Source organism: Paenibacillus sp. oral taxon 786 str. D14 (assembly GCF_000159955.1).
GTDB classification, from domain to species: Bacteria; Bacillota; Bacilli; order Paenibacillales; family Paenibacillaceae; genus Fontibacillus; species Fontibacillus phoenicis.
The window spans coordinates 198,493-222,143 of record NZ_GG695972.1 but is presented as its reverse complement, the minus strand read 5'-3'; the positions used below and the strand labels follow the sequence as shown (position 1 = coordinate 222,143).

General features: G+C 55.7%; 19 protein-coding genes and 1 riboswitch. Of the genes, 8 read left to right on the top strand and 11 right to left on the bottom strand.

Annotation, left to right across the window (positions count from 1 at the left end; all coding sequences use genetic code 11):
• Window positions 1-3 precede the first annotated feature (3 nt).
• The 3 genes from POTG_RS06005 to POTG_RS05995 all read right to left on the bottom strand — a co-directional run bounded on the left by POTG_RS06005 (window position 4) and on the right by POTG_RS05995 (window position 6,257).
• Window positions 4-996: a LacI family DNA-binding transcriptional regulator gene (locus POTG_RS06005; protein WP_036644410.1), complete on the bottom strand. Its 993-nt coding sequence runs from the start codon at window positions 994-996 to the stop codon at window positions 4-6.
• Between the two features lie 155 nt (window positions 997-1,151).
• On the bottom strand, window positions 1,152-4,619 hold the full coding sequence (locus POTG_RS06000; protein WP_009223924.1) for a DUF6359 domain-containing protein: 3,468 nt from the start codon (window positions 4,617-4,619) through the stop codon (window positions 1,152-1,154).
• A 201-nt stretch (window positions 4,620-4,820) separates the two neighbouring features.
• The gene (locus POTG_RS05995; protein WP_009223923.1) at window positions 4,821-6,257 is read right to left on the bottom strand and encodes an NAD(P)/FAD-dependent oxidoreductase; all 1,437 of its coding nucleotides are present in this window, start codon (window positions 6,255-6,257) and stop codon (window positions 4,821-4,823) included.
• Window positions 6,258-6,322: 65 nt separating this feature from the next.
• Window positions 6,323-6,422, bottom strand: a riboswitch (purine riboswitch).
• A 255-nt stretch (window positions 6,423-6,677) separates the two neighbouring features.
• On the opposite strand from POTG_RS05995, the gene POTG_RS05990 reads away from it, so the two are divergent.
• Window positions 6,678-7,982 (top strand): hemolysin family protein, encoded by a 1,305-nt coding sequence (locus tag POTG_RS05990; protein WP_036644407.1) that lies wholly within the window; start codon window positions 6,678-6,680, stop codon window positions 7,980-7,982.
• A 95-nt stretch (window positions 7,983-8,077) separates the two neighbouring features.
• Here POTG_RS05990 and POTG_RS05985 read toward each other — a convergent pair whose 3' ends face one another.
• Both POTG_RS05985 and POTG_RS05980 read right to left on the bottom strand, forming a co-directional pair.
• Window positions 8,078-9,475, bottom strand: a complete 1,398-nt coding sequence (locus POTG_RS05985; RefSeq protein WP_009223921.1) for a DUF4129 domain-containing protein — start codon at window positions 9,473-9,475, stop codon at window positions 8,078-8,080.
• A 127-nt stretch (window positions 9,476-9,602) separates the two neighbouring features.
• The gene (locus POTG_RS05980; protein ID WP_009223920.1) at window positions 9,603-10,592 is read right to left on the bottom strand and encodes an NAD-dependent epimerase/dehydratase family protein; all 990 of its coding nucleotides are present in this window, start codon (window positions 10,590-10,592) and stop codon (window positions 9,603-9,605) included.
• A 407-nt stretch (window positions 10,593-10,999) separates the two neighbouring features.
• On the opposite strand from POTG_RS05980, the gene POTG_RS05975 reads away from it, so the two are divergent.
• The 3 genes from POTG_RS05975 to POTG_RS22675 all read left to right on the top strand — a co-directional run bounded on the left by POTG_RS05975 (window position 11,000) and on the right by POTG_RS22675 (window position 13,578).
• Window positions 11,000-11,833 (top strand): GNAT family N-acetyltransferase, encoded by an 834-nt coding sequence (locus POTG_RS05975; RefSeq protein WP_083791418.1) that lies wholly within the window; start codon window positions 11,000-11,002, stop codon window positions 11,831-11,833.
• A gap of 182 nt (window positions 11,834-12,015) precedes the next feature.
• On the top strand, window positions 12,016-12,897 hold the full coding sequence (locus POTG_RS05970) for a hypothetical protein (protein WP_009223918.1): 882 nt from the start codon (window positions 12,016-12,018) through the stop codon (window positions 12,895-12,897).
• A 3-nt stretch (window positions 12,898-12,900) separates the two neighbouring features.
• Window positions 12,901-13,578: a sortase gene (locus POTG_RS22675; protein ID WP_009223917.1), complete on the top strand. Its 678-nt coding sequence runs from the start codon at window positions 12,901-12,903 to the stop codon at window positions 13,576-13,578.
• 31 nt (window positions 13,579-13,609) lie between these two features.
• Here POTG_RS22675 and POTG_RS05960 read toward each other — a convergent pair whose 3' ends face one another.
• From POTG_RS05960 to POTG_RS05950, 3 genes are all read right to left on the bottom strand, one after another.
• On the bottom strand, window positions 13,610-14,692 hold the full coding sequence (locus POTG_RS05960) for a DUF58 domain-containing protein (protein WP_009223916.1): 1,083 nt from the start codon (window positions 14,690-14,692) through the stop codon (window positions 13,610-13,612).
• Between the two features lie 3 nt (window positions 14,693-14,695).
• Window positions 14,696-15,673, bottom strand: coding sequence for an AAA family ATPase (locus tag POTG_RS05955; RefSeq protein WP_009223915.1), 978 nt, complete (start codon window positions 15,671-15,673; stop codon window positions 14,696-14,698).
• A 77-nt stretch (window positions 15,674-15,750) separates the two neighbouring features.
• The gene (locus POTG_RS05950) at window positions 15,751-16,089 is read right to left on the bottom strand and encodes a thioredoxin family protein (protein ID WP_311202263.1); all 339 of its coding nucleotides are present in this window, start codon (window positions 16,087-16,089) and stop codon (window positions 15,751-15,753) included.
• 186 nt (window positions 16,090-16,275) lie between these two features.
• Here POTG_RS05950 and POTG_RS05945 point away from each other — a divergent pair, with 186 nt between their 5' ends.
• Window positions 16,276-17,238, top strand: coding sequence for a helix-turn-helix transcriptional regulator (locus POTG_RS05945; RefSeq protein WP_009223913.1), 963 nt, complete (start codon window positions 16,276-16,278; stop codon window positions 17,236-17,238).
• Between the two features lie 17 nt (window positions 17,239-17,255).
• Here the strand turns inward: POTG_RS05945 and nfsA are convergent, their stop codons facing one another.
• Entirely contained in the window at window positions 17,256-17,996 is a 741-nt protein-coding gene (gene nfsA / locus POTG_RS05940; RefSeq protein WP_036644403.1) for an oxygen-insensitive NADPH nitroreductase, read from the bottom strand.
• Between the two features lie 160 nt (window positions 17,997-18,156).
• Between nfsA and POTG_RS05935 the strand changes: the two genes are divergently transcribed.
• Window positions 18,157-18,504, top strand: a complete 348-nt coding sequence (locus tag POTG_RS05935) for a winged helix-turn-helix transcriptional regulator (protein ID WP_009223911.1) — start codon at window positions 18,157-18,159, stop codon at window positions 18,502-18,504.
• A 53-nt stretch (window positions 18,505-18,557) separates the two neighbouring features.
• Here POTG_RS05935 and POTG_RS05930 read toward each other — a convergent pair whose 3' ends face one another.
• Both POTG_RS05930 and POTG_RS05925 read right to left on the bottom strand, forming a co-directional pair.
• The gene (locus tag POTG_RS05930) at window positions 18,558-20,483 is read right to left on the bottom strand and encodes a beta-N-acetylhexosaminidase (RefSeq protein WP_009223910.1); all 1,926 of its coding nucleotides are present in this window, start codon (window positions 20,481-20,483) and stop codon (window positions 18,558-18,560) included.
• Between the two features lie 44 nt (window positions 20,484-20,527).
• Window positions 20,528-21,388, bottom strand: coding sequence for a helix-turn-helix domain-containing protein (locus tag POTG_RS05925; protein WP_009223909.1), 861 nt, complete (start codon window positions 21,386-21,388; stop codon window positions 20,528-20,530).
• A 142-nt stretch (window positions 21,389-21,530) separates the two neighbouring features.
• On the opposite strand from POTG_RS05925, the gene POTG_RS05920 reads away from it, so the two are divergent.
• Together POTG_RS05920 and POTG_RS05915 are read left to right on the top strand one after the other, a co-directional pair.
• A complete protein-coding gene (locus POTG_RS05920; RefSeq protein WP_036644401.1) occupies window positions 21,531-22,589 on the top strand; it encodes a Gfo/Idh/MocA family protein in 1,059 nt (352 codons plus the stop codon).
• 30 nt (window positions 22,590-22,619) lie between these two features.
• On the top strand, window positions 22,620-23,498 hold the full coding sequence (locus POTG_RS05915; protein ID WP_036644399.1) for a sugar phosphate isomerase/epimerase family protein: 879 nt from the start codon (window positions 22,620-22,622) through the stop codon (window positions 23,496-23,498).
• Window positions 23,499-23,651: the final 153 nt, after the last annotated feature.

Here is a 23,651-nt window from a genome sequence, read left to right as displayed (position 1 = left end):
CGATCATTTACCGATTTGCGTTGGAATCGAGATAAACGGCGGTACCCCCGATTCTTTATTCATCCGCGAAAACAGCATTTGCGCCGCTTGCTTCCCCATCATTTCCAGATCGATTTCTACGAAATGCACCGGGTATTTCAAGTATTTGGACATCGGAAAGCTGTCAAATGTAGCTAAAGCCAGCTCGGCCAAGAGAGGATTACCGTTCTCCCAGTCCAAGATTTCGAAAAGCTGTTCATGCGTACAGCAGATCAGAGCATCGGGCCGTTGCGCTTCCGATCCAGAGCGAGGGGAATCATAAAGCTTTTTCAAAAAATCGGCATGCTCGATCACTTGAGGTTCCAAGTGGTGTTGACGCATCGCTTCATGGTAGCCGTTCAGGCGATCACCCAGAAATTTGTCCCTCTTGGCGGCTGATCCGCCGGCATAAATCATGATGTTGCGACAGCCCAAATCGATTAGATGCTCGGTCAGAATCCGACCAGCCTGAACGTTATCGATATCTACCCAAGGTGCGTCCGCTTGCTTCAGCGTATTTTCGCCGGATACGACAAACGGCATGTCATGTTTGGTTAGCAATTCATAATTCCGCTCATTAAGCAGCGTATTGGGGATAATGACACCGTCAACCCGGCGCTCAACCACCACCCGCTCGAATGTTGATCTGCCGTTCTTCCCCTCATGATCGCTCATCATCAGAAACATGTGATCGTGATTGTATACGACCTCTTCAATCCCTTGAAGGACTTTGTAAAAATACGGGTTAGCATAGGCCTGTTTATTGGTGTAATCAAAACAAAAGCCGACCGTAAACGTCTTCTTCGTCGCCAATCCGCGCGCAATGGAGTTGGGGACATAGTTATACTGCTTCATGATGTCTTCGACTTTCTTCCGAGTTTTCTCGGAAATGTTCCGATTCCCGTTGATCACCCGGGATACGGTCGCCTTGTTAACACCCGCCAAAATCGCAATTTCTTGAATAGTTATCTTAGACACGATTGATCTCTCCTTAATCTGCAACCGGTTGCATAACTCATTATACAAAACGCTTTCATTCTTGGCAAGCCTGGTTTTTTTAACGAACGAAGGCAAAAAAGTCGCTCAGGCATCTACTCTATCCTGAGCGACTTTTCTATTCCAAGATCTACAAGCTAAGCTGCCACTCCCCCGATATACTCCAAATCCTCCAGCATCAGATTCGCGAAGCTCTGCTTCATGGTTAATCCGCTTTGGACGCTGATCGTGATCTTCAGCGCCTTGAGCCTGATATCGCGCTCCAGCGGGGTTTTGGCCTTTTGCAGCGAGGTGATTTGGGCTTGCAGGCTGGCGGCCGTGCCATGGGTCAAGAAATAGCCGTGATCTTTGCCCAAATCCACCAGCTCATCCAAATGCGCGATATTGATCGTAACCTGGAATGTAAATTCCACCGACGCGGTATGTCCCGCTGCATCCGTTGCTTGGACCGTTAGCTTGTGCGTACCAACCGATAAAGAGAAGGGAACGATTTCGGCTACGCCCGTGATGCTGCGTCCGTCAAGCCGGTAAGCCGTTGATTTCGGCCCGCTGACCGCGTCATTTACGGCGATGTTGAAAGGAACACTTGGGGCAACTTGGAGCACTTGGTAATCCCCTGTAAACGTCACTTCTGGTGCCAGACGATCTACATTAATATACAGGGTATTCGGCGCTTCCTCGTTACCTGCCCGATCCACGGAGCGGTATTCGATCGTATACTTCCCGTCGTTTGACAGTGTAAAAGGCTCAGCATACTGAATCCACTCCCCGCCGTTCACCCGATACTCAGTCCGTTCCAAACCGCTGCCGCCTTGATCCTCTGCGTACAAAGCTACCGTGACTTCCATCGGATTATAAACGTCCGCCCCCTCAACCCCGGCGACATCGCGCTCCGTCACCGGAGCCGTTAAATCCGCCTCGGTCGCGCTTGGTACGACATGAGCCAAGGCAAGCGGCTTCAGCTGGTAGGTCCCTCGGTATACCGAGGCGATACCGCTGATATTCACGCGGGTACCTTCAGGGTACAGCGCCAAAAAGGAATCCATCGTCACTCCGGTTCTACCATCAAACCGTACTCGGGTTGAACTGCCGTCTTCGCGGACGGCATTAAATTCAAGAGAACCCGCCGGAGTCGCAGCAACGACATCCTGCACCACTACGTTGGTCAAGGTGATCATCTGTCCTTGATTCGCCTCCGTCACCGCATCCTGAACCTGCGGCTGCGGCAGCGGAGCTGTCCCCAGCTTCTCGATCAGCACCGGATTCTCCAGCTCAACTTCCCCGTTGTACAACGTACGGGTTGCGCTGATACGGATAAGGTCACCGGCATGATAACCCGCTGCTGTTTGGAAGACGTAAATGCCTCCCGTTTCATCCTGCAAATAGAAGCCTTGACCGCCAAACACACCCGGTTCGGAAGTAATCACTCCCTGAACCGTGACGACCGTCCCTTCCGCCGCCTCACGTGCTGCGGCAATTGTGCTCGACTCCGGCACCGGCGGATGATCGCCTGGCAACGGCTCGGCATCCACATTCGCGATCTCGACCTGCTTCGTGAGTTCATTCGCGCTGCCTTTTTTCAAACGTAAGTTAGCGCTTGAGGCCGTTACCCCCGGCTTCAGTTGCACGGTCAAATCCTTGGACGCATGCCCCAGGGCATCGCCCGTCAACGAAAACGCCGGGCTGTAATTGTAATCCGACCAGCTGCCGTCCGCATTCTTGAACCGGGCGATCTGTTCACCGCCGGCCAGGTAGATGCCTACCCGCAAATCGGACACCGTCTGTCCCGGCGTTAAGCCGTCTGCGGTCACGCGGATTTGGAATTCCTGCTGGCTTGGCAGCTGTGCTTGATGGACAAAGGCAAACGTTGGCTCCGTTTCCGGTGCTTGCGACGAGCCGTACGAACCCGGCTTAAACGTAGCCGGATCATACCATTTATATCCGGGGGCCGGCTGCGCCCACGGCTCTGGCTGCGGTTCGGTGGTGGCGGCCGGCTCCTCATCTGCGTCCAGCGCAGTTGGCGTATCCAGCACCAGTCCCGGCACCTGATCAAAGGAAGTATAGTTCTCGTCATATGCCAGCCATTTCACGGTTTGCACCAGGAACAGGCCGTCGTCCACTTCCTTGAAGCCGTCATATGTCGTTTTCTTCTGCCCGTTTTCTTCCCGTACATACTTGGGTGTTGCGTCTTCCACCGGCGAAGAATCGCCGATAAACGCGGCTTTCCCAAGCCCCAGCTTGGCGATGGCTGCATAAGGGCCTTCCGCCCGGCCGCCGCCATTATAGACGCCTTCATCAACAGCATTACCCCAGGCCGGAACGCCGGTAGGGACGTAAACAAGTCCTTTGGCCTTCTGCGGATCGAGAATGGCCACGGTTGACCCTGCATGCATGGCGACCGCATCTACGCCCGCCGTAATGCCAAACGATTGCGAAGGGCTGACGATATCCGTTGCATTCACGTCACCCAGCGCGTTATAACGGAAGCGAACGCCAAAGTTGTCTGCTAACCAGTCGGAGCTGTTCACCCCCTGCATCGCAGGTGAATTGGCCTCTTCGGTTGTCATCCCTTTCGCCGGATTTTCGTAGGCCCCGCGGCGATAGCCGTTAAATACCTCTGAGGCGTCCCAGCGGTTCTTGTTACGGTCAGCATTATAATGGTCGGAGATGAAAAATACGGCGCCGCCATTTTCCACGTACTGCTCCAAAGCCTCCTGCTCAGCTGCCTTAAACGGAATGTTCGCTTCAGGAATCACAAAGACGTCATAAGGCTCTAATGCCTCGTAGGTAATGGCCGTTTCCCCAAACGTATACGGCATCGGGCGTTCCAGCGACTCTACCGTAAAACCGGCCGCCCGCAGCCCATCGGCAAAGTCGGAAAACCCGCCATCGATAACCCAATCCGCTGCGCCGGCGGTTTGGCCGTGGGCGTTGTCAAACAGCACCTTTTTGCCGGTGCCGTCCGGAAGCTGCGGGATGTCGCCCGGATCCGGATCTTGACCAGGGTCCTCACCGGGATCCTCGCCAGGCTCTTCTCCAGGATCTTCACCCGGATCTCCCGGCTGGTCCCATAATGAAATCGCGGTTACGCTTTTTAATCCAGCAAAATTGTTGTACGCCGCCAGCGACCCCGATACGATCACCGACTTCCCGATCAAATCCGGGTTGCTTTGAAGACCAAACTCCGCTCTGAAACTGGAAGGAATCTGTACGTCGATGAGCTTCGTTTTGTCCTGTTCCCCGGCTGTATCGGCAATCAGGAAGTTAAAATCGTTGCCGAAGGGCGCTTCAAAATCCGCAGTAAGCGATCCCGTCGCATGGCCCACAATGATGCCGTCCACTTCCACTGCTTCGCCGCTGTTCCCCTTGGCGATCGCTTCAGCGACGCTGAGCGGAGCGGCAGCGATCTGCAGCAAGGCCTCTCCGCTGTTCGATACTGCGTTAAGCTGCGCGCCTGCCCCGGCCCGCGATACATCGACCGTTAAATCGGCAGGCTGGGCTGCCGCCTGTGGTGCCCATCCCGGCAGACCGGTTACGACCAATGCGCCGGCTAATAAGAAACCTAACCATTTCTTGCGCCAAGCGTTCGCCTTGCCCTTACTCATAAATCATCGATTCCTCCCCATGCGCTTGATTTTTATTGGACTACCTCCTCATCATACTTATTTTAAAATTGAACATTATTTCCTGTCGATTAAAATTATGTAAAATCATTCCGCCAAAGCATGAACATCAACGATTCACGAAGAACAAAAAACGGGCACTGCCCCCGTTTCAAGGACTGTACCCGTAATCTTATGTGCTCCTTACACTCCCGCTTTCTCGATCATTCCGCGGGCGATCCATACTCCGGCCGCTCCCGCCTGGGCTAAGCCGCGTGTAATCCCCGCGCCGTCACCGCCGCAGAACAAGCCGCTGATCTCCGTTTCCAGCGATTCGCTCAGCTTCGGACGGGCCGAATAGAACTTCGCCTCCACCCCGTAGAACAACGTATGCTCCGAAGCAATCCCCGGCGTCACTTTATCGAGCGCCTCGACCATCTCGATCAGGCTCTTCATCGTATTGTACGGCAATACCAGGCCGAGATCGCCCGGCACCGCTTCCTTGAGCGTTGGCTCCAGGAAGCCTTCGGCAATCCGCGCAGCTGTGGAGCGGCGTCCGCGCAGGATATCGCCGTATTTTTGCACGATGACCCCGCCGCTCGACAAATCGTTGGCCCGCTGGCAAATTTCCCGCGCATACTCGTTTGGTTTATCAAACGGTTCGGTAAACCGATGCGATACGAGCAGCGCGAAGTTGGTATTCTGCGAACCAAGCGCCGGATCTTTGAAGGAATGACCGTTGGCCGCCATCACGCCGCTGTGGTTCTCGACGACGACATGTCCGGAAGGATTGCTGCAGAACGTGCGCACTCGCGTGCCAACCGATGTATTAAAAATAAACTTGCCCTCATACAAATGCTCGTTGATCTCCCGCATCACCACATCGGAAGTTTCCACACGAACGCCAACGTCCACCTGATTGTTCGTCATCTTCAGACGGCGTTTCTTAAGGATCTCGGTCAACCAAGCGGAACCGTCCCGGCCTGGAGCTACCATCACCAGATCGGCTTCGTACGTTTCGCCGTTCTTCAGTGTGATCCCGCGGACTTGGTGGCTTCCATCGATTTTTTCCGTGATCAGGTCTTCGACTTCTGCCTTGAACAGCATATCAATGCGCGTGTTGAGATATTCGTAGATCGATTTCAGGATTTCCAGATTCTGCTCGGTCCCCAGGTGCCGCACCTGCGCCCGCAACAGCTTGAGCCCGGCGGCGTATCCGCGTTGTTCGATCTGTCGGACCGCTTCCGTCATCGGATCGGTGATGGTGGTTGTCGCCCCGTGCTCCAAGTTGATCGCATCGACATATTTAATCAAATCCAGCACCTTGGACGGCGCGATATAATCGCTCAGCCAACCGCCGAATTCCGTCGTGATATTAAATTTCCCGTCGCTGTAGGCTCCGGCACCGCCAAATCCAGCCGTGATCGAGCAGGCCGGCAAGCATCCGGCAAACTCCTTGCGCCCGGCCGCAGGCGGGCAAAGCGTAATCTTCTCCTCCAAGATTGGGCAACGGCGGCGGTAGATATCATGCCCCTTGTCCACCAGAAGCACCTTCCAATGCGGCGCTTTCCGGGTCAGTTCGTAACAGGCGAAAATCCCGGCAGGGCCGGCTCCCACTACAATGACATCGTATTTGCTCATCTGTATCCTCCTGAGGTGATTATCATTCACATCATAAACCAAAAAATTCCTGACCTCTCATAGGTATGCGAATGCACCCTATTCGTAGTCAGGAATTTATGGTTCCTTGTAGAGACCCTCAATCCATATTATTGAGGATATACGAACTTGTTCTTTAATCTATGGACTTGTTTGTGTTTTGGAACAACCTGAGTATAAGCGGGATAAACGGATAAGTCAAGCCTAATTTAAATTTAATATTCGTGTTTTTTACCAAAACAAAAGAAAATAACGTGGATTTTTTCACAACTACTGCTAAAAACACGAACATTAACACCTAATCCGCCCCGCGAGCGGGTTCGCATGAACGGGAGAGTTTATTGTATAATAGTGATAAGATTCACGCCATTATATTAAATTATCGAGGAGTAGATGCATCGAATGGACAGTGACAGGTATTTGGTTTTAAATGTGGTTTTGGTCGTCATTCTTATCGCGTTAACGGCGTTTTTCGTCGCGGTAGAATTTGCGATCGTTCGGGTCCGGGGCAGCCGGGTCGACCAGTTTGTGGCGGAAGGACGGAAGGGTGCCGTCGCCGTCAAGCAGGTCACCTCCAACCTGGACGGATTTTTATCGGCTTGCCAGCTCGGAATTACGATCACCGCGCTGGGACTCGGATGGCTGGGTGAACCAACGGTGGAGCGCATGCTGCATCCATTGTTCCATAGCCTGAAAGTACCTGAGACTGTTGGCAGCGCGCTTTCGTTTATTATCGCGTTTGTCGTCATCACGTATTTTCACGTTGTTGTGGGTGAGTTGGCCCCTAAGACCGTGGCAATCCGCAAAGCCGAAGAAATTGCCATGATTACAGCCAAACCTTTGATTCTTTTTACGAAAGTCATGCGCCCTTTCATCTGGGCCCTAAACGGTTCGGCCAACCAGCTCGTGCGCTTGTTTGGCATTAAGCCGGCCTCCGAACATGAGGAAGCGCACTCGGAGGAAGAACTGCAGATCATCATTAACGAGAGCTTCGAAAGCGGCAAAATTAACCAAAGCGAATTTGGCTACGTGAATCGGATATTCGCATTTGATAATTTGCTCGCCAAGGAAATCATGGTACCTCGCACCGATATGGTGTGTTTATATACGGACAAGACGCGGCAGGAGAACTTGGAGATCATCCGGGAACAGCAATACACCCGTTTTCCGGTTGTTGATGGCAGCAAGGATAACGTCATCGGAATCGTAAATACGAAACAGTTCTTCTTGGCTTATGATCACAATCCAAATCTGGATTTTTCCGCTTTGCTGCAGCCGGTGATGGCCGTCTCCGAAGTAACTCCAGTGAATGAGTTGCTGAAGAAGATGCAGAAGGAAGGCACCCATATGGCGATCCTGATCGACGAATACGGAGGAACCGCTGGTCTGGTTACACTGGAGGATATTCTCGAGGAGCTTGTCGGGGAAATCCGCGACGAATTCGATAAAGAAGAGGAAGATCCGATCGTCCAGCTCGACGAATCGCATGTGGTTGCCCTCGGCACGGTGACGGTGAATCAGATCAACGAAGTGCTGCTAACCGACCTGAGCACGGAGGAAGTGGATACCATTGGCGGCTGGCTCTACGGCAGAAACCCGTCTATGGATGTCGGAGACACGCTGGAGCATGAGGATTTAACCTTCACATTGCTGGAGAAGGAACCGCATCGCTTTAAGAAACTCGAAATCGTCAAACACAGTTCCTAATGAAAAAAAGAACGCGAGCAAGCAGAGTAAATCTCTGCAGGCTCGCGTTTTTTGCGTCTAACCGCTAGGTCGATCCGGAGCACACCTGCTTCGCCTTACCGCGCAAGGCGCCGCCGCAGCTCCGCCACCTCCTCGTCTCCCGGCAGCTCTTCCCCATACCTCGTTTCATAGTACAGTTGGAGCAACGGATCAACTGCAGCTTCCAGCTTGATCTCTTCCACCAATTCCTTTGGGGTCAAATAGGGCTTGAGCGAGACCCCCCGCTGACGTTCCTTCCGCAAAAATAGTCGGTACAAAAAGCGGACGCGCTCTCGGTTATCCCTCATGTCCTCCCAACGTTCGGCTGGCTTCCCGGTACGCAGCAGGCGGGCGCCAATCCTGCGCCAGCCTTGCAGTGCCGATTCCCAAGTCAATAAACTCGTCTCCTCGTCGCGGTAAGCAGCTGGCTCCGGCGCGGCGCTTTCCCGGCGCAGCAAGTTGAGCAGGCGACTGATCGCTTTGCGCCAGTAACCCCCGGCGTTCTTATACAGCCAATACAGGACGAAGCCCAGCAGTGCCGCCAGGAGCAAGCCGCCAAACACATAAAACGCATAGTTCAAAATTTCCGACAGCAACCCCGGTTCCTGGGGTTCCGCTGGCAGCATCGGCTCCTGCGGCGGAGTTACCGCTTCCGGCTCTTCCGTCGGCGGAAGCACAGGCTCCTGCGGACGGGTTAACCAACGCACGATCGCTTGAAGCAATCTCCACAGCAGGCTGCCGATCCAGCGACCAACGCCGGCCGCCAGCAACAAAGCGGCAACAACGATCACGCCGACAAATAAGCGGTTATGGCGGCGGAGACCAGCAGGCAGCCGCTCTCCCGAGTCACCGGATTGCGAACTGTAGCACAGAAACTGATGGTTCGTCACGAACAGAGCCGTGGCCAAGTTGATAACGCCGGCCCAGGTGATGAGCGGGACCGTCGCTTGAAGCGCTTCGATTCGCGGGAAGAAGATTCCCGCTAAGAAATAGAGGCCAAGCCCAACCCAGTACAGCCGAAAATGGCGCTGGCGATTCCGAACCGTCAGCCCTTGCAGCGAGCAAAACACCCCGGCGGCAAACAGCGCCACCGTTTGCAACAGCGCAACGACGGTGGAGGCTAGCGCGGGCGTCTGGCCGGCCGATGCGGCGTTACCGAAGCCAAGCGCGCTCGCGCCCCCCGCCCAAGCGAAGGCGGCCGCGGTATACACCGCGCCAAAGGCGAGGGCCGCAGCCCCGCGCTGCCACAGCTTACGCAGCCGGGTGCCAAGCAGGACGCCGGCCAGCGAGAGCAACGGCAGCAGGCCAAGTCCCGCGACCGGAAGCTCCGGCGGCCGAAGGAACGACGCGAACAAGATCCATGCCGGCAGCAGCAGCACGTATTCCATCAGGCAGGTGAGGCCAAATCGCAGAGCCTGCACCAGGTAAGCGGATTCATTTTGATGCGGGTCTGCGTATTCGCCCTTGTCGTTCATCCCGTCATCCCTCCCGATATGTTCCTCCGATGGCCGGCTCCGGACCCTATTCCGACACCTATCCGAACGAAAAGCTCTCCTTCTTCTAGATTCATCATATCACAGAGGAGGGGGCTGCGGGCGTCGTTTATCCGAGGCTCCCCCCAAAAAAGAAGACCGATGGTTCACTGTAGTTGGTTCGCTGGATGAGCAGTGGATTTTTTCTCGCTTCCATTTCGAATTCCATCATCTCTACTAATCCATTATATAGCGAATATCGCGGCTCCCACCAGAGGATCTCCCGAACTTTGCCGTTATCAAGCACACTCTGGTCAATATCCCCCGGCTGGGCGGGACGGAATTGCGGCTGCACATGGCGGCCGGATATCTCCGATAAGACCCCCAACGCCTCCAGAATAGAGATACCGCGCCCGCTGCTGACATTTATAATCTGACTGCCCGCGCATCGCAGCGCCTGCACGTTCGCCTCTGCGATATCCTTCACATAGACGAAATCCCGCGTCTGCGAGCCATCTCCGTACACCTCCAGAGGAAGGCCCGCAATCAGTCGTTCGACGAACGCGGTCAGCACTCCATCCTCACCGGTACGCTGCTCCCGTACCCCATAAACATTGGCATAGCGAAGGATCGAATACTCCAGCCCGTAGCGCTCGCTAAACGATTGGATATACATCTCGGAAACCCGTTTCGACACACCGTAAAAAGACAAAGGCTCCGGTCGTTGCGACTCTTTGATCGGCAAATGGTCTGGATTCCCGTACACCGCGGCCGATGACGCAAAGACAATCCGCCGCACTCCGAAACGAATGCATTGCTCCAGCAGTTGGATCGTCCCCAGGATATTCGTCTCGGCGTCGGCCGTTGGGTTTTGCAAGGAGCGACGGACACTGGTTTGGGCTGCAAGGTGAATAACGGCATCCGGTCGTTCCTCGGCAAAGATCAACTCCAATTCATCGGACATAATGTCCGTCGCGTAGTATGTAACCAACTCGTCTTTTTTCCTTAGATTCCCGGGCAACCCGGTATCGACCACCACCACCTGCTCCCCCTCTTCCACCAGCCGCTTGACTGTGTGGCGCCCAATAAACCCCGCTCCCCCCGTGACTAGCACTTTCATCGGCTTGACTCCCCTATTCCCTAAAAAAATATCGGCATTCGCCCCATTTCCACCACCTTATGTAGGTCTAGTCCGAAATAGACTTGGTAAAATGCTGGAATTTCGTCATTTTTGCACGCATTCGCGCACTCTGACGCTGGCTTGGCAGATTCCTTCATTCCGAGCATACGGTTCAGATTCCACGAATATACTGCTATGAAACCCTTTCACGAGATCTACTCGAATCGCTAGAGACGGAGTGGAAAAACGAATGAAATTCAAAATCCCCAAAAAAGTGGCAATCCCGGTAATTCTTCTGCTCCTTGCGGCTTTCGGACTGCTGACCGCCTATTTGAAATACGAGCCTTCACGGCATTTTCGGGGCACCGAGATCCCGGTATTGGCTACGCCGGAGCGTACCGGTGGAGATGTACTGTCGGATACGGAGGAAGGCATCGGCGACGAAGCTTCAAGCTCTGGGCAAACTGGTGTTATTGATAATGGAACGGCAGGAAAAGCCGGTGCGGCCCCTTCGTCAGAGGAGATTCGCGGAGCCCGGGGCAGCTTTAACCTGCTGCTGCTCGCCACTGACGCTCGGGAAGGTCCAGCGCAGCGCAAGCTTCGTCTTTCCACCTGGTATTGCCGATATTCGTCCGTTTGTATGGAGCGGTTTTATCGCCGAGGTGAAATATACATACATCGTGGAGCTCCCCTACGAGATAGACCAGGCCAGCACGGAAATCCGGGCAAAAATCAAAAAAGCGACCGCCGCCGGCTACTGGACGGCGCTGACGCAGGACATGGCCGAGGTATATCAGTGCTTGCAGGGCACGGAAACGCGGCAGGGCTTCAGCCACCATCTCACGCAGCAGGATCTTGAGCTGGCCCAAAGTCTGCTCGGGGATCAAGCCTTCCGCGCCTATGTCTGTTATGCGCCGAATGGAGAGCCGGTCAGCACCAGTGTAGTTGTATCGTTGGATGGCCGCCGTGCCTTCGGCTGGATCGCAGCCAGCAAAACGGAACATCTGAACCTCGGCGTGGTTCAGCAGTCGCAAAGCTTCGCCCTTCAGGATTTATCTGACCTGGGCTTCGCCGAATTTGATTTCGCTGGGGCCAATCTCCCGACGGTCGCCTATTCCAAAACCAATTGGGGAGGCCGGGTCACCCCGTACTACCTTATACGGTCGCCGGGATTAAAGGAGATTTTCCGGGCGGGACGCGACTGGATGCGGTTTGTACGCAGATCCCGACAGCCCCTGTAGGTGAGATGAATCGAGCAGCCTGATTTCCCCCTTCCCATTTATGGAAAATGAGATATAATAAGCATAAGTATTAGTTCGTTATAACGAACATTTCAACGAATAGCGATAGCTTTCGGCACGAATTGAACGCCTCCCTCAGTCTGAGAGGGCTACATCGCAAGGAAGGGAAAGGATGGGGACGATTGAAAAGGGTGAGGTATCGGAGCTTCCGCAAATACGCCGCGGCCATTTACGCTGCGTCCATCCTCGTCGGGGTGGTATGGCATGCAGGACAGGCCAGCGCCGCAGATACCTTGAAGCTGCGGATCGGAACGGAGCTCAGCAGCGAGCTGCCGATGACCAATTTAAAGCCCGGAGACCGGGTTGAACGGACGTTTACGGTCGCGAATGACGGCAGCATCGCTTTTGATTACAAGGTGCGGACGCGTTTTGTCTCGGGGGACACCGAGTTCTTCGATGTCCTTCAGCTGACGGTAAAGGACGGGGACACCGTGATTTATGACGGCGCGCTGCATCTGCAGCAACAAGAAATCGCGTTAGGACGGCTTGCAGCCGGTGGAGAGAACGAGCTGGATTTAAGCGTGAAATTCCCGGAAGAGGCCGGCAACGAATATCAAGGCAAAGCAGCAACGATCGCGTTCGCCTTCTCCGCCTATGCCGAGGAGCCTTCCAACGGCGGGGGCGGCGGTTCCAATCCGCCGGGCGAGGGGCCGAATCAGCCCAATGATCCAACGCCGGGGAATAACGGCAATCCTCCAAGCAACCCTGGAACGAATCCGGGCCAACCCACCGAGGAGCCTTCGGGCAACCCTTCAGGGGAGGAGCCTGATCCTTCCACGCCGGAGCAACCGGAAAATCCCGCTCTGCCGCAGCCTCAGCCACAGCCGGAGGAGTCACCTCAACCGCAGCCGCCGGCCGATCCAGGGCCAGGACCAGGCGATGGCGGGTCAGGCATGATCGAGGAGCTGCCGCAAACGGCGAATCCGTGGTATAACCTGATTCTGATCAGCTTGTTTGCTACGGTCGGCACCGGCATGTTCCTCCGCAAGTCAAGACGGGAGTAACCGATGCGACGCAAACGTTCATTATTACGAATGTCCGCATGGCTGGTATTTTCCTGCTCCTTGGTTGTATTGGCGTACTCCATCTATCAGGTGATCCAGGCCCCGCTGGAAGCGCAGCAAGCCTTGCGGCAATGGGATGAACTGCAGCGGGAAACGGACAGCGAACGCGCGGTGCGGTCAGCGGACGAAAACCCGCTGTCCCCGGCCTTGGCCAGCAAGCTCCAGCAGACCGGCGGCGACGGAAAGGCCGCCGCGCCTGCGCGGATCGCCGAGGATGGCGAGCTTCTCGGCAAGATCGCCTTTCCTTCTCTCGATCAGCGCTATGCGATCCTGGAGGGAACGGGGAACGGCCCCCTCAAACTGGGGGTCGGGCATGTAACCGGCACCCCGCTCCCAGGAGAAGACGGCAACAGCGTCCTCGCCGGCCATCGGGATACCGTCTTCCGCAACATCGGCAAGCTGAAGGCAGGGGATCGGATCGAGGTAGAGACCGCCGCCGGTAACTTTATCTATGAAGTGACGGGCCGGAGAATCGTCGACGAGGACGATGCCAATGCGGTGCAAGCCTCCACCGAACCGCTGCTGACGTTGATTACCTGCTACCCGTTTACCTACGTCGGGCCAGCCCCGGAACGATTGCTGCTGACGGCAAAATTAATAGAAGAAGCGCCGGATTCCTGACCGGCGCTTCTTCTATTAGGTCTGGCGGCTCTTACACCACCGCTGGGATGTCCATCCACTCCACGCCGTTGCCGTTTTGCCGCAGCAGTTCGGCGGTTTCCACCAGCTTCTCGCCCCGGTGGCAGGAGATGATCAGATAGTCGGTATCGGTCGTCCCCGCCTCCAGCTCGATTTCCAGCAGTCGGATCATCGAGACGGTTTTGTCCAGCACCATCCGGGCCAGCGTCTCAAGCAGCAAGGTGAACTGGTCGGCGGAGGCATACGGTGCGATCCGGATCGGCTCCCTTGGCCCGTCCGCCAGGCACGCATTGCAGGCGAAGCCCGCCGCCAGGCCGCTGCGGAGCGCATGCTCGGCCACGGTCGCTGCGTAACGGATCCCCAGCTCGATGCGCTCCGGTTCGATGACCGTCTTCCACATCGAATCGCTGGTCTCCAGGTTCAGGCAAATCATCATCCGATGGTCGGCCGTGTAATCGCGTTGATGCACCTGCAGCTCGCCGGTGCGGGCCGTCGCCTTCCAGTTGATGCTGCTAAGCGGGTCGCCGGCCCGGTACTCGCGGGTGCCCGCTGTCAGGAACGGATCCTCCACGATCCAACGCCGGACGGGCAGCTCCCCCAGCCAGCTGTGATTAGGCAACGGCAGCTCCTGCAGCTCCAGAATTCGCGGGTACACCAGCAGTTCGAGGTCCAGCGGGAACCGCTTGACCTCGGCGTTCATCCCAAACGGATCGCCCGTCGTCATCGTGGCCGATTCCAGCCGATACCATCCCCGGCGCGAGCAGATTACTTGGTGGCTCCGGGTGATTTGCCGGTACGGCCGCAGGTGGAATAAGCTGCTGTGGTTCTGATAGATCTCGCCGGCATGGATATTCAAGTTGCTCTGCCGCCCAAACGTCAGGCCGGCAGCGATGCTGGATTCGAGCCGAAGCCACGGCAACGGCAGCAGCTTGGCGTTCGCGATCACCTCGACCATTTCGACGGTATCCCCTTCAAACACCGCCCGTTCCGTAAAATAACGCCGATAACGGATCCCCTTCAACGCTCGCCAGCGATAAACAAGCGCCAACGACACGATGATTCCTACGGCGCTGATAAGGAGCCATGGCAGCAGCATCGGTCAGTCCCCCTGCTTGCCCTGTGCCGCCAGCACCGTTTCAGCCGGGACCTCCACCTGCTCCAGCGCCTGACGCACCACCTCGGCACCGGGATTGTCCGCACCGCGCAAGCTGTGGCGCAGGAGCAGTCGATGCGCCAGCACCGGCACGGCCACCGCCTTGATGTCGTCCGGCGTCACGTAATCGCGGCCTCGAACCAATGCAAAGCCTTGCGAGGCGCGCAGCAGGCTCATGCTCGCCCGCGGGCTCGCGCCCAGCTTGACCTCCGGATGCTTGCGGGTTGCCTCGGTGATCGCCACGATATAAGCGAGCAGGTCCTCCGCCGCGCGGACGGACTGCGCGAACCGCTGCGCTTCCGCCACTTCCGCAGCCGAGGCAGCCGGAAGGAGATCCGCCAGCGGCTGGTGCTCCTTGAAGCGCCGAAGGATGGACACGCCCTCGTCGGATGTCGGATATCCCATGGCAATCCGCATCAGGAAGCGGTCCAATTGGGCTTCCGGCAGCGGGAACGTTCCCTGCTGATCGACCGGGTTCTGCGTAGCCATGACGAAAAACGGCGCCGCCAGCTCATGCGTCACTCCGTCGATCGTCACCTGCCGTTCCTCCATGCACTCCAGCAAGCTGGACTGCGTCCGCGGCGTCGCCCGGTTAATTTCGTCCGCCAGCAGCACATGAGTGAACACCGGCCCGGAACGGAACTCGAAATCGCCGGTCTTCTGATTATAGAAATTTATGCCGCTCAAATCGGATGGCAGCAGGTCCGGTGTAAATTGGATGCGCTTAAACTCGCCGCCAAGCGATTTCGCCAGCGCTTTAGCCAGCAGCGTTTTTCCGGTCCCCGGCACATCCTCCAGCAGCACATGCCCGTTCCCGAGCAACGCGGCGAGCAACAAATCCACCACGTTCTCCTTCCCAACCACCACCTCGCCGATATTGCGGCGAATCCGCCCGATAATCTCTACCGCTTCCCGCAGTTCCATAGGAAAAACCACCTTCATCGCAAAATTAGTCGTGCGTTGTTACCGCTTTCCAAATGCTATAACCCAAAGCAAAGCCCTTATACCCGCAGCCACTCGCTTAAATCCACCACCGAACGCATGGCGTATTCCTGCCGGACCGGCACACCGTCTTCGAGCACGATCAGACAAGGGACGCTGGCGATCCGCCACAGTTCCCGCAGGATCGGGGTATAGTTGATGTTCAGCTTGGACACCGGAATGCAGGGGCCGGACGCCAGGACGATCTCCAGCATTTTTTCCGCCAGTTGGCAGGTCCCGCAAAGAGCCGTAACGAAAAATAAAGCCTCCCTGCCGGCTTCCTTCCCCTTCTGCGCTGTCTCCCTTCTCTTCTCCGCTTGCATCAGCCATTCCTGCTCAGTGATTTCGCGTAAGCTCACGGGTCCCCATCTCCTGTCTCTTTGTCTCTGTATCCCTTTAACGCAACTCTTACCTCTTATCATAGCATAGGAAAACGCACACATTGGTGCAGGGTGAAGTCCGTTCACTGGACTTTGTACTCCGTGTAGCTCATAATAGTGACAACTATTGTCGTAATTAAAAAACAAGAATGGAGCTTCAACCTCATGTCCAAATCGAAACGGCTCATGGAGCTGATGATGACTGTAAACCGTAAACGTAGGTTCACCGTCAAGGAACTGGCCCAAGAATTCGGCGTCTCCTCCCGCACGATCCTTCGGGACCTGCAGGAGCTTAGCGAGCTTGGCGTGCCCCTGTATTCCGAGGTTGGGCCGCATGGCGGGTACCAGGTGCTAAACGAGCGGGTCCTGCCGCCGATCGCGTTCACCGAAGAGGAGGCGGTGTCGATCTTCTTCGCCAGCCACGCGCTGCGCCACTACAAATTTCTTCCGTTTGAAACGGAAGCTTCTTCGGCGCTTGGCAAGTTCTATCACTATATGTCCAGCGACGTTCGGGACCGCATCGACCAGATGAAAAACCGGGTCGACTTCGTGACCCCAACGCGGCAATCGGCTTTTCCGTATTTAGGCTTGCTGCTGGAAGGAGCTATACAGCAGCAAGTCCTTCGCATCAACTACGAATCGCGCCGCAGCGTCTCTACCTGCCGCCAGATCCAGCCGGTCGGCATTTTTGCCAGCGGCGGCTTATGGTATTGCCCGGCCTACTGCTTTGAGCGCCGCGATTTCCGCTTGTTCCGCTGCGACCGTATCACCTCGGCTGAGGCGGCCGTGGGTCCCGACGCACCAGAACCGCTCGACCTGCGCGATGTCCATCTCGGCAACTGGGAAGAGCACCTCGGCCGCAAGCCGGCTCTGCTGGACTGCCTGGTCGAGCTCACCCCGCTGGGCGTCGAGGCCTGCGAAGGCCAGCTCGTCCGCCGACGCCTGAAGCTGCACGTCCGTGAGGACGGCTCCGGTCGGCTGGAAGGATCGTTCCCGATCAGCGAGCTGTCCTACCTCGCGACGTTCTTTATTGGCCTCGGTCAGGAGGCCACCGTCCTTGAACCGCCGGAGCTGGTGGATTCGATCAAGCGAACGCTAAGCGAACTGCTGGATAAGTATCGCTCATAAGTAGAAAATCTCGACCGTTATTTTTTCGCAAATCCTTGCTTGTTCAAATAGTCCATCATTTGAGGGAGTGTACTTCTCTGGAGATGTTCTTGGATATGGTCACTCCATCCTTTGACTTTTTTCTCGGTGAAGGGAGGCGTAACCGGACGGTTCTCATAATACTTCAACATGGCTTCATCATAGACGGCTAATTTCTCTCGATCCAGTGGTTGATACTCATTTTCTAGCAAGACCATGGATTGAGGCAGCCGCGGCTTCATCCCAGGTTTCTCTCCTGCCGGGGTACCCAAGCATAACCCCACCAAAGGGATCACATACTTCGGTAATTGCAACTGGTCAGATAATTCGTCGATATTCGCTCGGACCCCCCCGATAAATACACCGCCAAGTCCCATGGATTCGGCTGCGGTTAAAGCATTTTGTGCCATCAGACCAGCGTCGAACGTACCGACCAACAGAAAATCAATATATTCAATATCCACCTCTGGGGCAATTTGATGATTCCGGTTGAAATCTGCACAGAAAATCCAAAACTCTGCGGCTTCTTCAATATAGGGTTGATTCATGCTGAGTTGCATCACTTTTTTTCGCAGATCCTGATCGGTGATTCGAATAATCGAAACGGTTTGAAGAAGACTGGAAGATGAAGTTTGACTGGCTGCTTTAAAGATGGCTTCCAGCTGTTCTTCGGTTATAGGTGTATTGGTAAAAGATCGCACAGATGCATGATTCTGAAGCAATGAAATGGTTTCATTCATGTAATCCATCTCCACATGTATTTGATACAATAAACTAAACATTGGCCAATGTTGTTCTGTCCCAGGACATTGACATTATCATAAAATGTTTCGCTACATCCGCAAAGAAGGCAATAAAAATGAACATAGTACAACTTTTTGTACCTTTAGGGGGAATACAATGAGGGTCTGCAGTGAAGGATTTGATGAAGCGTTTATCGATGAAAACAGGGATATGTACGCGATATCCTTTACCCAATATATACTTTCCGGACGTTGGAAACACTTTATTTTATGGTATCTAAGAGAAGGACCTCGTCGCTATTCGGATATCAAAAAATATCTTGGCGGTTTATCGCAAGGCTCTCTCACCAAGCAGCTTCGAGAGTTGGAGCAAGATGGAGTCATTCAACGTGAAGTTTATCCGGAAGTCCCTCCACGGGTAGAGTACTCGCTTACAGACAGGGGAAAAAAATTACTGCCGATCCTCGAGAAGATGGAAGCCTTCGGAAGAGAATACGGCGGCTAAAAACAAACCCGATCACAGATAAGAATCACTTAGCTACGATCGGGTTTTGTGTTTTACATCGACAGCGAACCCGCCGTCGCAATCTGATGGTACAATCCGTTCACATCCAGCGTGCCAAACACGTTGTTCTGATTGAACACCAACCGCTCCGCCTCCAGCTCCTCCAGCTGCGGCACCCGGCCGTTCACGTAGTCCAGCAGACGATCGCGAGCCGATGCCGCGCGGGCCAGTACACCGCCGTAGCGGATATCGAGCACTTCCCAGCCAAACGGCTTGTACGTTCCAAGCCACAGCTCCCGGTGCGCCACGCGCAGCTCCTCGACCCGACGGCTCAGCTCCGGCAGCGTCTCGTCAGCGATCCGCCGCAGCCCGTCCCGGTCCCCGGCGTCGTAAAGGCGCTTGATCGTCACGCCCAGCGTCGATTTTACGGACAGCGCGGCGGCAAGCTTTTCATAGAAGGCAAACATCGCGGTAAACGGTTCCGTCCATCCGCTTCCCTCTCCTGCAAGGTAACCCCGCCATTTCTCAGCAAGGCCGGCATAATAGTCCGGCAGCGTCCCTTCCATGCCTTCCACATGCTTGTCGAACAAGCCGATCAGCGGATCTTGCCAAAGCAGGAATTTCGACGGATTCGCGCCGTAATAGTTCCCCTCGTAGACCTCCGGCACTTCGTCCATCCCCTTCAACGCTTCGAGCGGTCCAAACAAATCAAGCCCCGTGCAGGCGGCCAGCCGCTTCTGCAGATGCTCGTCCGTCACCTCGCCGTCATGGTACCCGTATTCGGCAAACAGCTGCAGCCCCGGCAAAATTACGAAATGATTCGCCTCGTTCCCGTTGTCGCCCCACGCGGTCGCAAACACCTCGCGCAGGCCGCTCCGTTTGGCTGCCCGCAGCGCGGGGTGCATGGACGACCACGTTTTGCCGTGGTTCGGGGCCATCAGGTTCCACATATGGATGCCTCCCGCAAAAATCGGCTCCGACCCAAGCAGCCGGTGCTTATCAAACACCTCTTTGTACGCGTTCTCGTCCGTCCCCCAGTAGTTCCAGTAAACGAACCGGAGGCCTTTCGGGATTTTGGCCATATTTTCCTCAGAAAAATCCGCCTCCATGTTATACAACCCGCCCTGCACGTCGTTCGACAGCAGGTTGAAATACATGTCGCTCCAGATCATCGGCTCCAGCCCCAGCTTCCCGGTGATCTCCATCACCCGCCCGACATGCTCGTTCATGACCTCGAATCGGTCGCGGAAGCCGTTGTCCCGCAAATACCGGCCAAGTCCCACCTGAAACGCTTCGTCCATGCCGATATGGATCCGCTTTGACCGGAACGGCGCCGATGCCGCCCGAATCGCCTGCTCCAGGAATTCGTACGTTGCCGGCGCACCCGGCAGCACGATGTCCGGATGGTCGCGCAGCGGCTCCGCATACTGCCATTTCAGCGCATGAAATAAATGCCCCAGCGTCTGAATGCACGGGATCATCTCGATGCCAAACAACGCCGCGTAATCGTCGCATTCCCGCAATTCCTCCGCAGTGTACCGTCCCCGCATATACCCGAAGTAAGGAAGTTCCGGCACTTCGTACGTGTCCTCGGTGTACATCATCAGCCCGTTCAGTCCCATGACCGCCATATAGCGCAGCATCTGCTTGATCGCATCCACCCGCATCACCGCATTGCGCGACGCGTCCAGCATCGCCCCGTTGTAATCGAAGCTCGGCCGCTCAGTTAGATCAAACGACTCTTTCGTCTTGGCATGCTCCACAAACAACCCCAACGCGCGGAAAAAATGAATCCTCTCCACATATTCAATCCGACCTTTCCCGCCGCTCAGCGAGACCCGCAACTGTCCTGCATCTGGAGACAAGCGCACAACTTCCACCGGTAATCCCGAAGGGTCCATTTGGAATCCGAGCTGGGCCTCCAATTCTTTTACGCCATGAACTAATCCCTCGTCCCATCCTTGAAAAAAAAGCTTCATCCCGTGAACCTCCTCATATAGTGTAAACCCCTGCGCCCAGAGACTCACTGTCCGCCTTCGCGACGATAACTCCGCGGCGAACATCCGGTAATTCGCTTGAACACGCGCGAAAAATAAAACGTATCCTGATACCCCAGCGATTCGCCGATTTCCTTGACGCTTTTCTCCGTGTTCATCAGGACGTTCTTGGCCTCGGCCACCTTCAGTCGGTGAATGAATTCATTCAGCGGATAACCCGAATATTCGTGCACGATCCGCCGCAACGTCGACATCGAAATATGATGCCGCGCCGCCAGCTCCTCCGGCGTTGGACCGGCATACAGCGAAGCGGCAATGTCCTCGATGACCTTCATCACGAACCGACCCCGGTTTCCGGCTTCCGCCTGATCCGCCTGCGACACCAGCTCGTACAGGAACGACTCCAGCATTAGAGAAGCTCGGTCGAGATTGCTCGGCACACCGCTGTCGATCAACATGAACATGAGCTCCATCCGGTTAATGAGGGAGTCGTCGATCGTTGCTTTTTTGACCTGGTCGGGGTGTTGCAGCCAGCTGCCAAGCCATTCCTCCACCCTTGAGCCTTCCACCGTGAAATAATACTCGTCCCAATGCCCTTCCGCGTGTGGACCATACTGAAACGTTTCGTCCGGATACAGGCAAAACCAGGATCCTGCCGTAACCTCCTGCCTTTCCGCGTTGCCGGCCTGGTAATACCCGCTCCCGCCCGTGATCACCACAAACGCCCAATACCGAAACTTTGCGTCTGCACGCTGCATCGTGCGCCCGGGCAGATGACCGGCGTTAACGACGGATAACGATTGGATTTTGCGCCGGCTCGCATCCACCGCGGGATTAAACAAACGAATCGGCTCAGGGCTGATCATATAATCCAGATATTTTGTCATCCTGAACATTCTCCCTTTTAAATCGCTGTGCTAAATTAGGGGTGCCTAAACATAGATTTGAATAAATAAAACATATCCTAGCGAATGAATGCTCTCATTGTAGCAAACTCGCGCGGAGAACGAAAGGGTGCACCTGCGAAAAATGAGCCAACTGAACATCGGCCTGGTCGGCACAGGTTCCATTTCCGAGTCCCATCTGCAAGCCTACCGTGCCAACCCGCGGGCCAAGCTGCTCGCAATCTGTGACGTGAACGAGGAACGGGCTCGGAGCATGGCAAGCAAGTACGACATCCCGCACGTTTACACGGATTACCGCGATATGTTCGCCAATCCGGAAGTCCAGGCAGTCAGCATCTGCACTTGGAACAACACCCACGCCCCGATTAGCATCGCCGCCTTGGAGGCCGGCAAGCAGGTGCTCTGCGAGAAGCCGCTCTGCATCACTGTGGACGAGGCCCTGCAAGTACAACAAGCCGTGGAGCGGACCGGTAACCTGCTGCAGGTCGGATATGTAAGGCGTCATGCCTCCAACATCGCGGTGCTGAAGAAATTTATCGATGCCGGAGACCTCGGCGAGATTTATTACGCCAAAGCAAGCCTCCTGCGTCGGCTCGGCAATCCCGGCGGCTGGTTCGCCGACAAGTCGCGCTCCGGCGGCGGCCCGCTGATCGACATCGGCGTGCACGCGATCGATCTGTGCTGGTACCTGATGGGCCGGCCTAAGGTCAAATCGGTGAGCGGCAACACCTATGCGAAACTGGGGAATCGTTCGAACATCGAGAACTACTCTTTTTACCAAGCCGCGGACTATGATGCCTCCCTCAACACGGTTGAGGATATGGCCAATGCGTTAATCCGCTTCGAGAACGGCGCGTCGCTCATCGTGGACGTCAGCTTCTCCTTGCATGCCAAGCAAAATTCAGCGCTGATCAACATCTATGGCGACAAGGGCGGCGCCGAAATTGAACCGACGTTGTCGATGGTGACCGAGCGCCACAACACGATCGTGAATATCGAACCGCAGATCACTGCGCCAGGCTTTGACTTTAGCGGAGCCTTCCAGAATGAAATCAACCACTTTGTAGCCAGCTGCCTAGATGGTGTCCCGCCGATCAGCCCAGTGGAGGACGGCGTGGAGATGATCAAAATCCTGAACGCGATATACGATTCGGCCGCCGAAGGCCGTGAAATTCATTTTTAATCTTATGAAGCCCAAGGAGGCGTGAGCACGATGAAGCTAAATAACAAAATTGGCATTATCGTTGACAGCTTTGGCGTAGGCGTGAAGGAAGGCTTAAAGAAAGCGAAAGAAGCCGGAGCCGACGGCGTACAGATTTATGCCGTTTCCGGCGAGATGGATCCGGAGGTTCTAACTGGGCCAAAGCGCAAAGAACTGCGCGATTACATCAACAGCCTGGGGCTTGAAATCTCCGCCTTATGCGGCGACCTCGCCGGCCATGGATTTCAGGATGCCGCCGCCAACCCAGCCAAAATCGAAAAGTCCAAGCGAATTCTCGATCTGGCGGTTGAGCTGGGCACCAACGTGGTGACCACGCATATCGGCATCGTGCCGGAGGACACCAACAGCCCAATTTACGCGGCGATGCAGCAGGCTTGTGAGGAGCTGGGCGTGTATGCGAAGAGCCTGAACGCTTATTTTGCCATCGAGACCGGACCTGAACCAGCTGCCCATCTAAAAAGCTTCCTGGACACCCTCAGCACCAACGGTGTCTCCGTCAACTTCGACCCGGCCAACATGGTGATGGTCACCGGGGATGACCCGGTTCAAGGCGTCAAGATCCTGAAAGACTACATCGTCCATACGCACGTCAAGGACGGCGTTCGCCACCGCACGGTGGATCCGCGCGACGTGTACGGCTTCCTCGGCTACGATGCGATGAGCCACGAGAAAATCGCCGATATGGCCGCCTCCGGTGTGGGCTTCGAGGAGGTGCCGCTGGGCAAGGGCAGCGTCGACTTCCCGGCGTATTTCGCCGCCCTGCAAGAAATCGGCTACACCGGCTACCTGACGATCGAACGCGAAGTCGGCGACAACCCGGAGGAGGATATCCGTCAGGCGGTGAAGTTTATTCAGTCGTTCCGGGGATAAGTTGGTTGCCGCAACATAGAGAGCAGCCGGTCTCACCGCTGTACGCAACGGACCCTAATGACCTTATTGGCCACTTTTCTGGCAATTCCCCGCTGTAACGGACTCCAGCGACCTTATTAGGCCCAGCGTTAGGCGATTTGATCGGATTTAGCC

Excerpts from the sequence above, each read along its gene's own strand:
- POTG_RS05990 (WP_036644407.1), top strand. The coding sequence starts at position 6,678 with ATGGACAGTGACAGGTATTTGGTTTTAAATGTGGTTTTGGTCGTCATT.
- POTG_RS05935 (WP_009223911.1), top strand. The coding sequence starts at position 18,157 with ATGAGGGTCTGCAGTGAAGGATTTGATGAAGCGTTTATCGATGAAAAC.
- POTG_RS05960 (WP_009223916.1), bottom strand. The coding sequence starts at position 14,692 with ATGCTGCTGCCATGGCTCCTTATCAGCGCCGTAGGAATCATCGTGTCG.
- POTG_RS05985 (WP_009223921.1), bottom strand. The coding sequence starts at position 9,475 with ATGAACGACAAGGGCGAATACGCAGACCCGCATCAAAATGAATCCGCT.
- POTG_RS22675 (WP_009223917.1), top strand. The coding sequence starts at position 12,901 with ATGCGACGCAAACGTTCATTATTACGAATGTCCGCATGGCTGGTATTT.
- POTG_RS05915 (WP_036644399.1), top strand. The coding sequence starts at position 22,620 with ATGAAGCTAAATAACAAAATTGGCATTATCGTTGACAGCTTTGGCGTA.
- POTG_RS05930 (WP_009223910.1), bottom strand. The coding sequence starts at position 20,483 with ATGAAGCTTTTTTTTCAAGGATGGGACGAGGGATTAGTTCATGGCGTA.
- POTG_RS05955 (WP_009223915.1), bottom strand. The coding sequence starts at position 15,673 with ATGGAACTGCGGGAAGCGGTAGAGATTATCGGGCGGATTCGCCGCAAT.
- POTG_RS05920 (WP_036644401.1), top strand. The coding sequence starts at position 21,531 with ATGAGCCAACTGAACATCGGCCTGGTCGGCACAGGTTCCATTTCCGAG.
- POTG_RS05980 (WP_009223920.1), bottom strand. The coding sequence starts at position 10,592 with ATGAAAGTGCTAGTCACGGGGGGAGCGGGGTTTATTGGGCGCCACACA.
- POTG_RS05925 (WP_009223909.1), bottom strand. The coding sequence starts at position 21,388 with ATGACAAAATATCTGGATTATATGATCAGCCCTGAGCCGATTCGTTTG.
- POTG_RS06000 (WP_009223924.1), bottom strand. The coding sequence starts at position 4,619 with ATGAGTAAGGGCAAGGCGAACGCTTGGCGCAAGAAATGGTTAGGTTTC.
- POTG_RS05945 (WP_009223913.1), top strand. The coding sequence starts at position 16,276 with ATGTCCAAATCGAAACGGCTCATGGAGCTGATGATGACTGTAAACCGT.
- POTG_RS05995 (WP_009223923.1), bottom strand. The coding sequence starts at position 6,257 with ATGAGCAAATACGATGTCATTGTAGTGGGAGCCGGCCCTGCCGGGATT.
- POTG_RS05975 (WP_083791418.1), top strand. The coding sequence starts at position 11,000 with ATGTACTGTCGGATACGGAGGAAGGCATCGGCGACGAAGCTTCAAGCT.
- nfsA (WP_036644403.1), bottom strand. The coding sequence starts at position 17,996 with ATGAATGAAACCATTTCATTGCTTCAGAATCATGCATCTGTGCGATCT.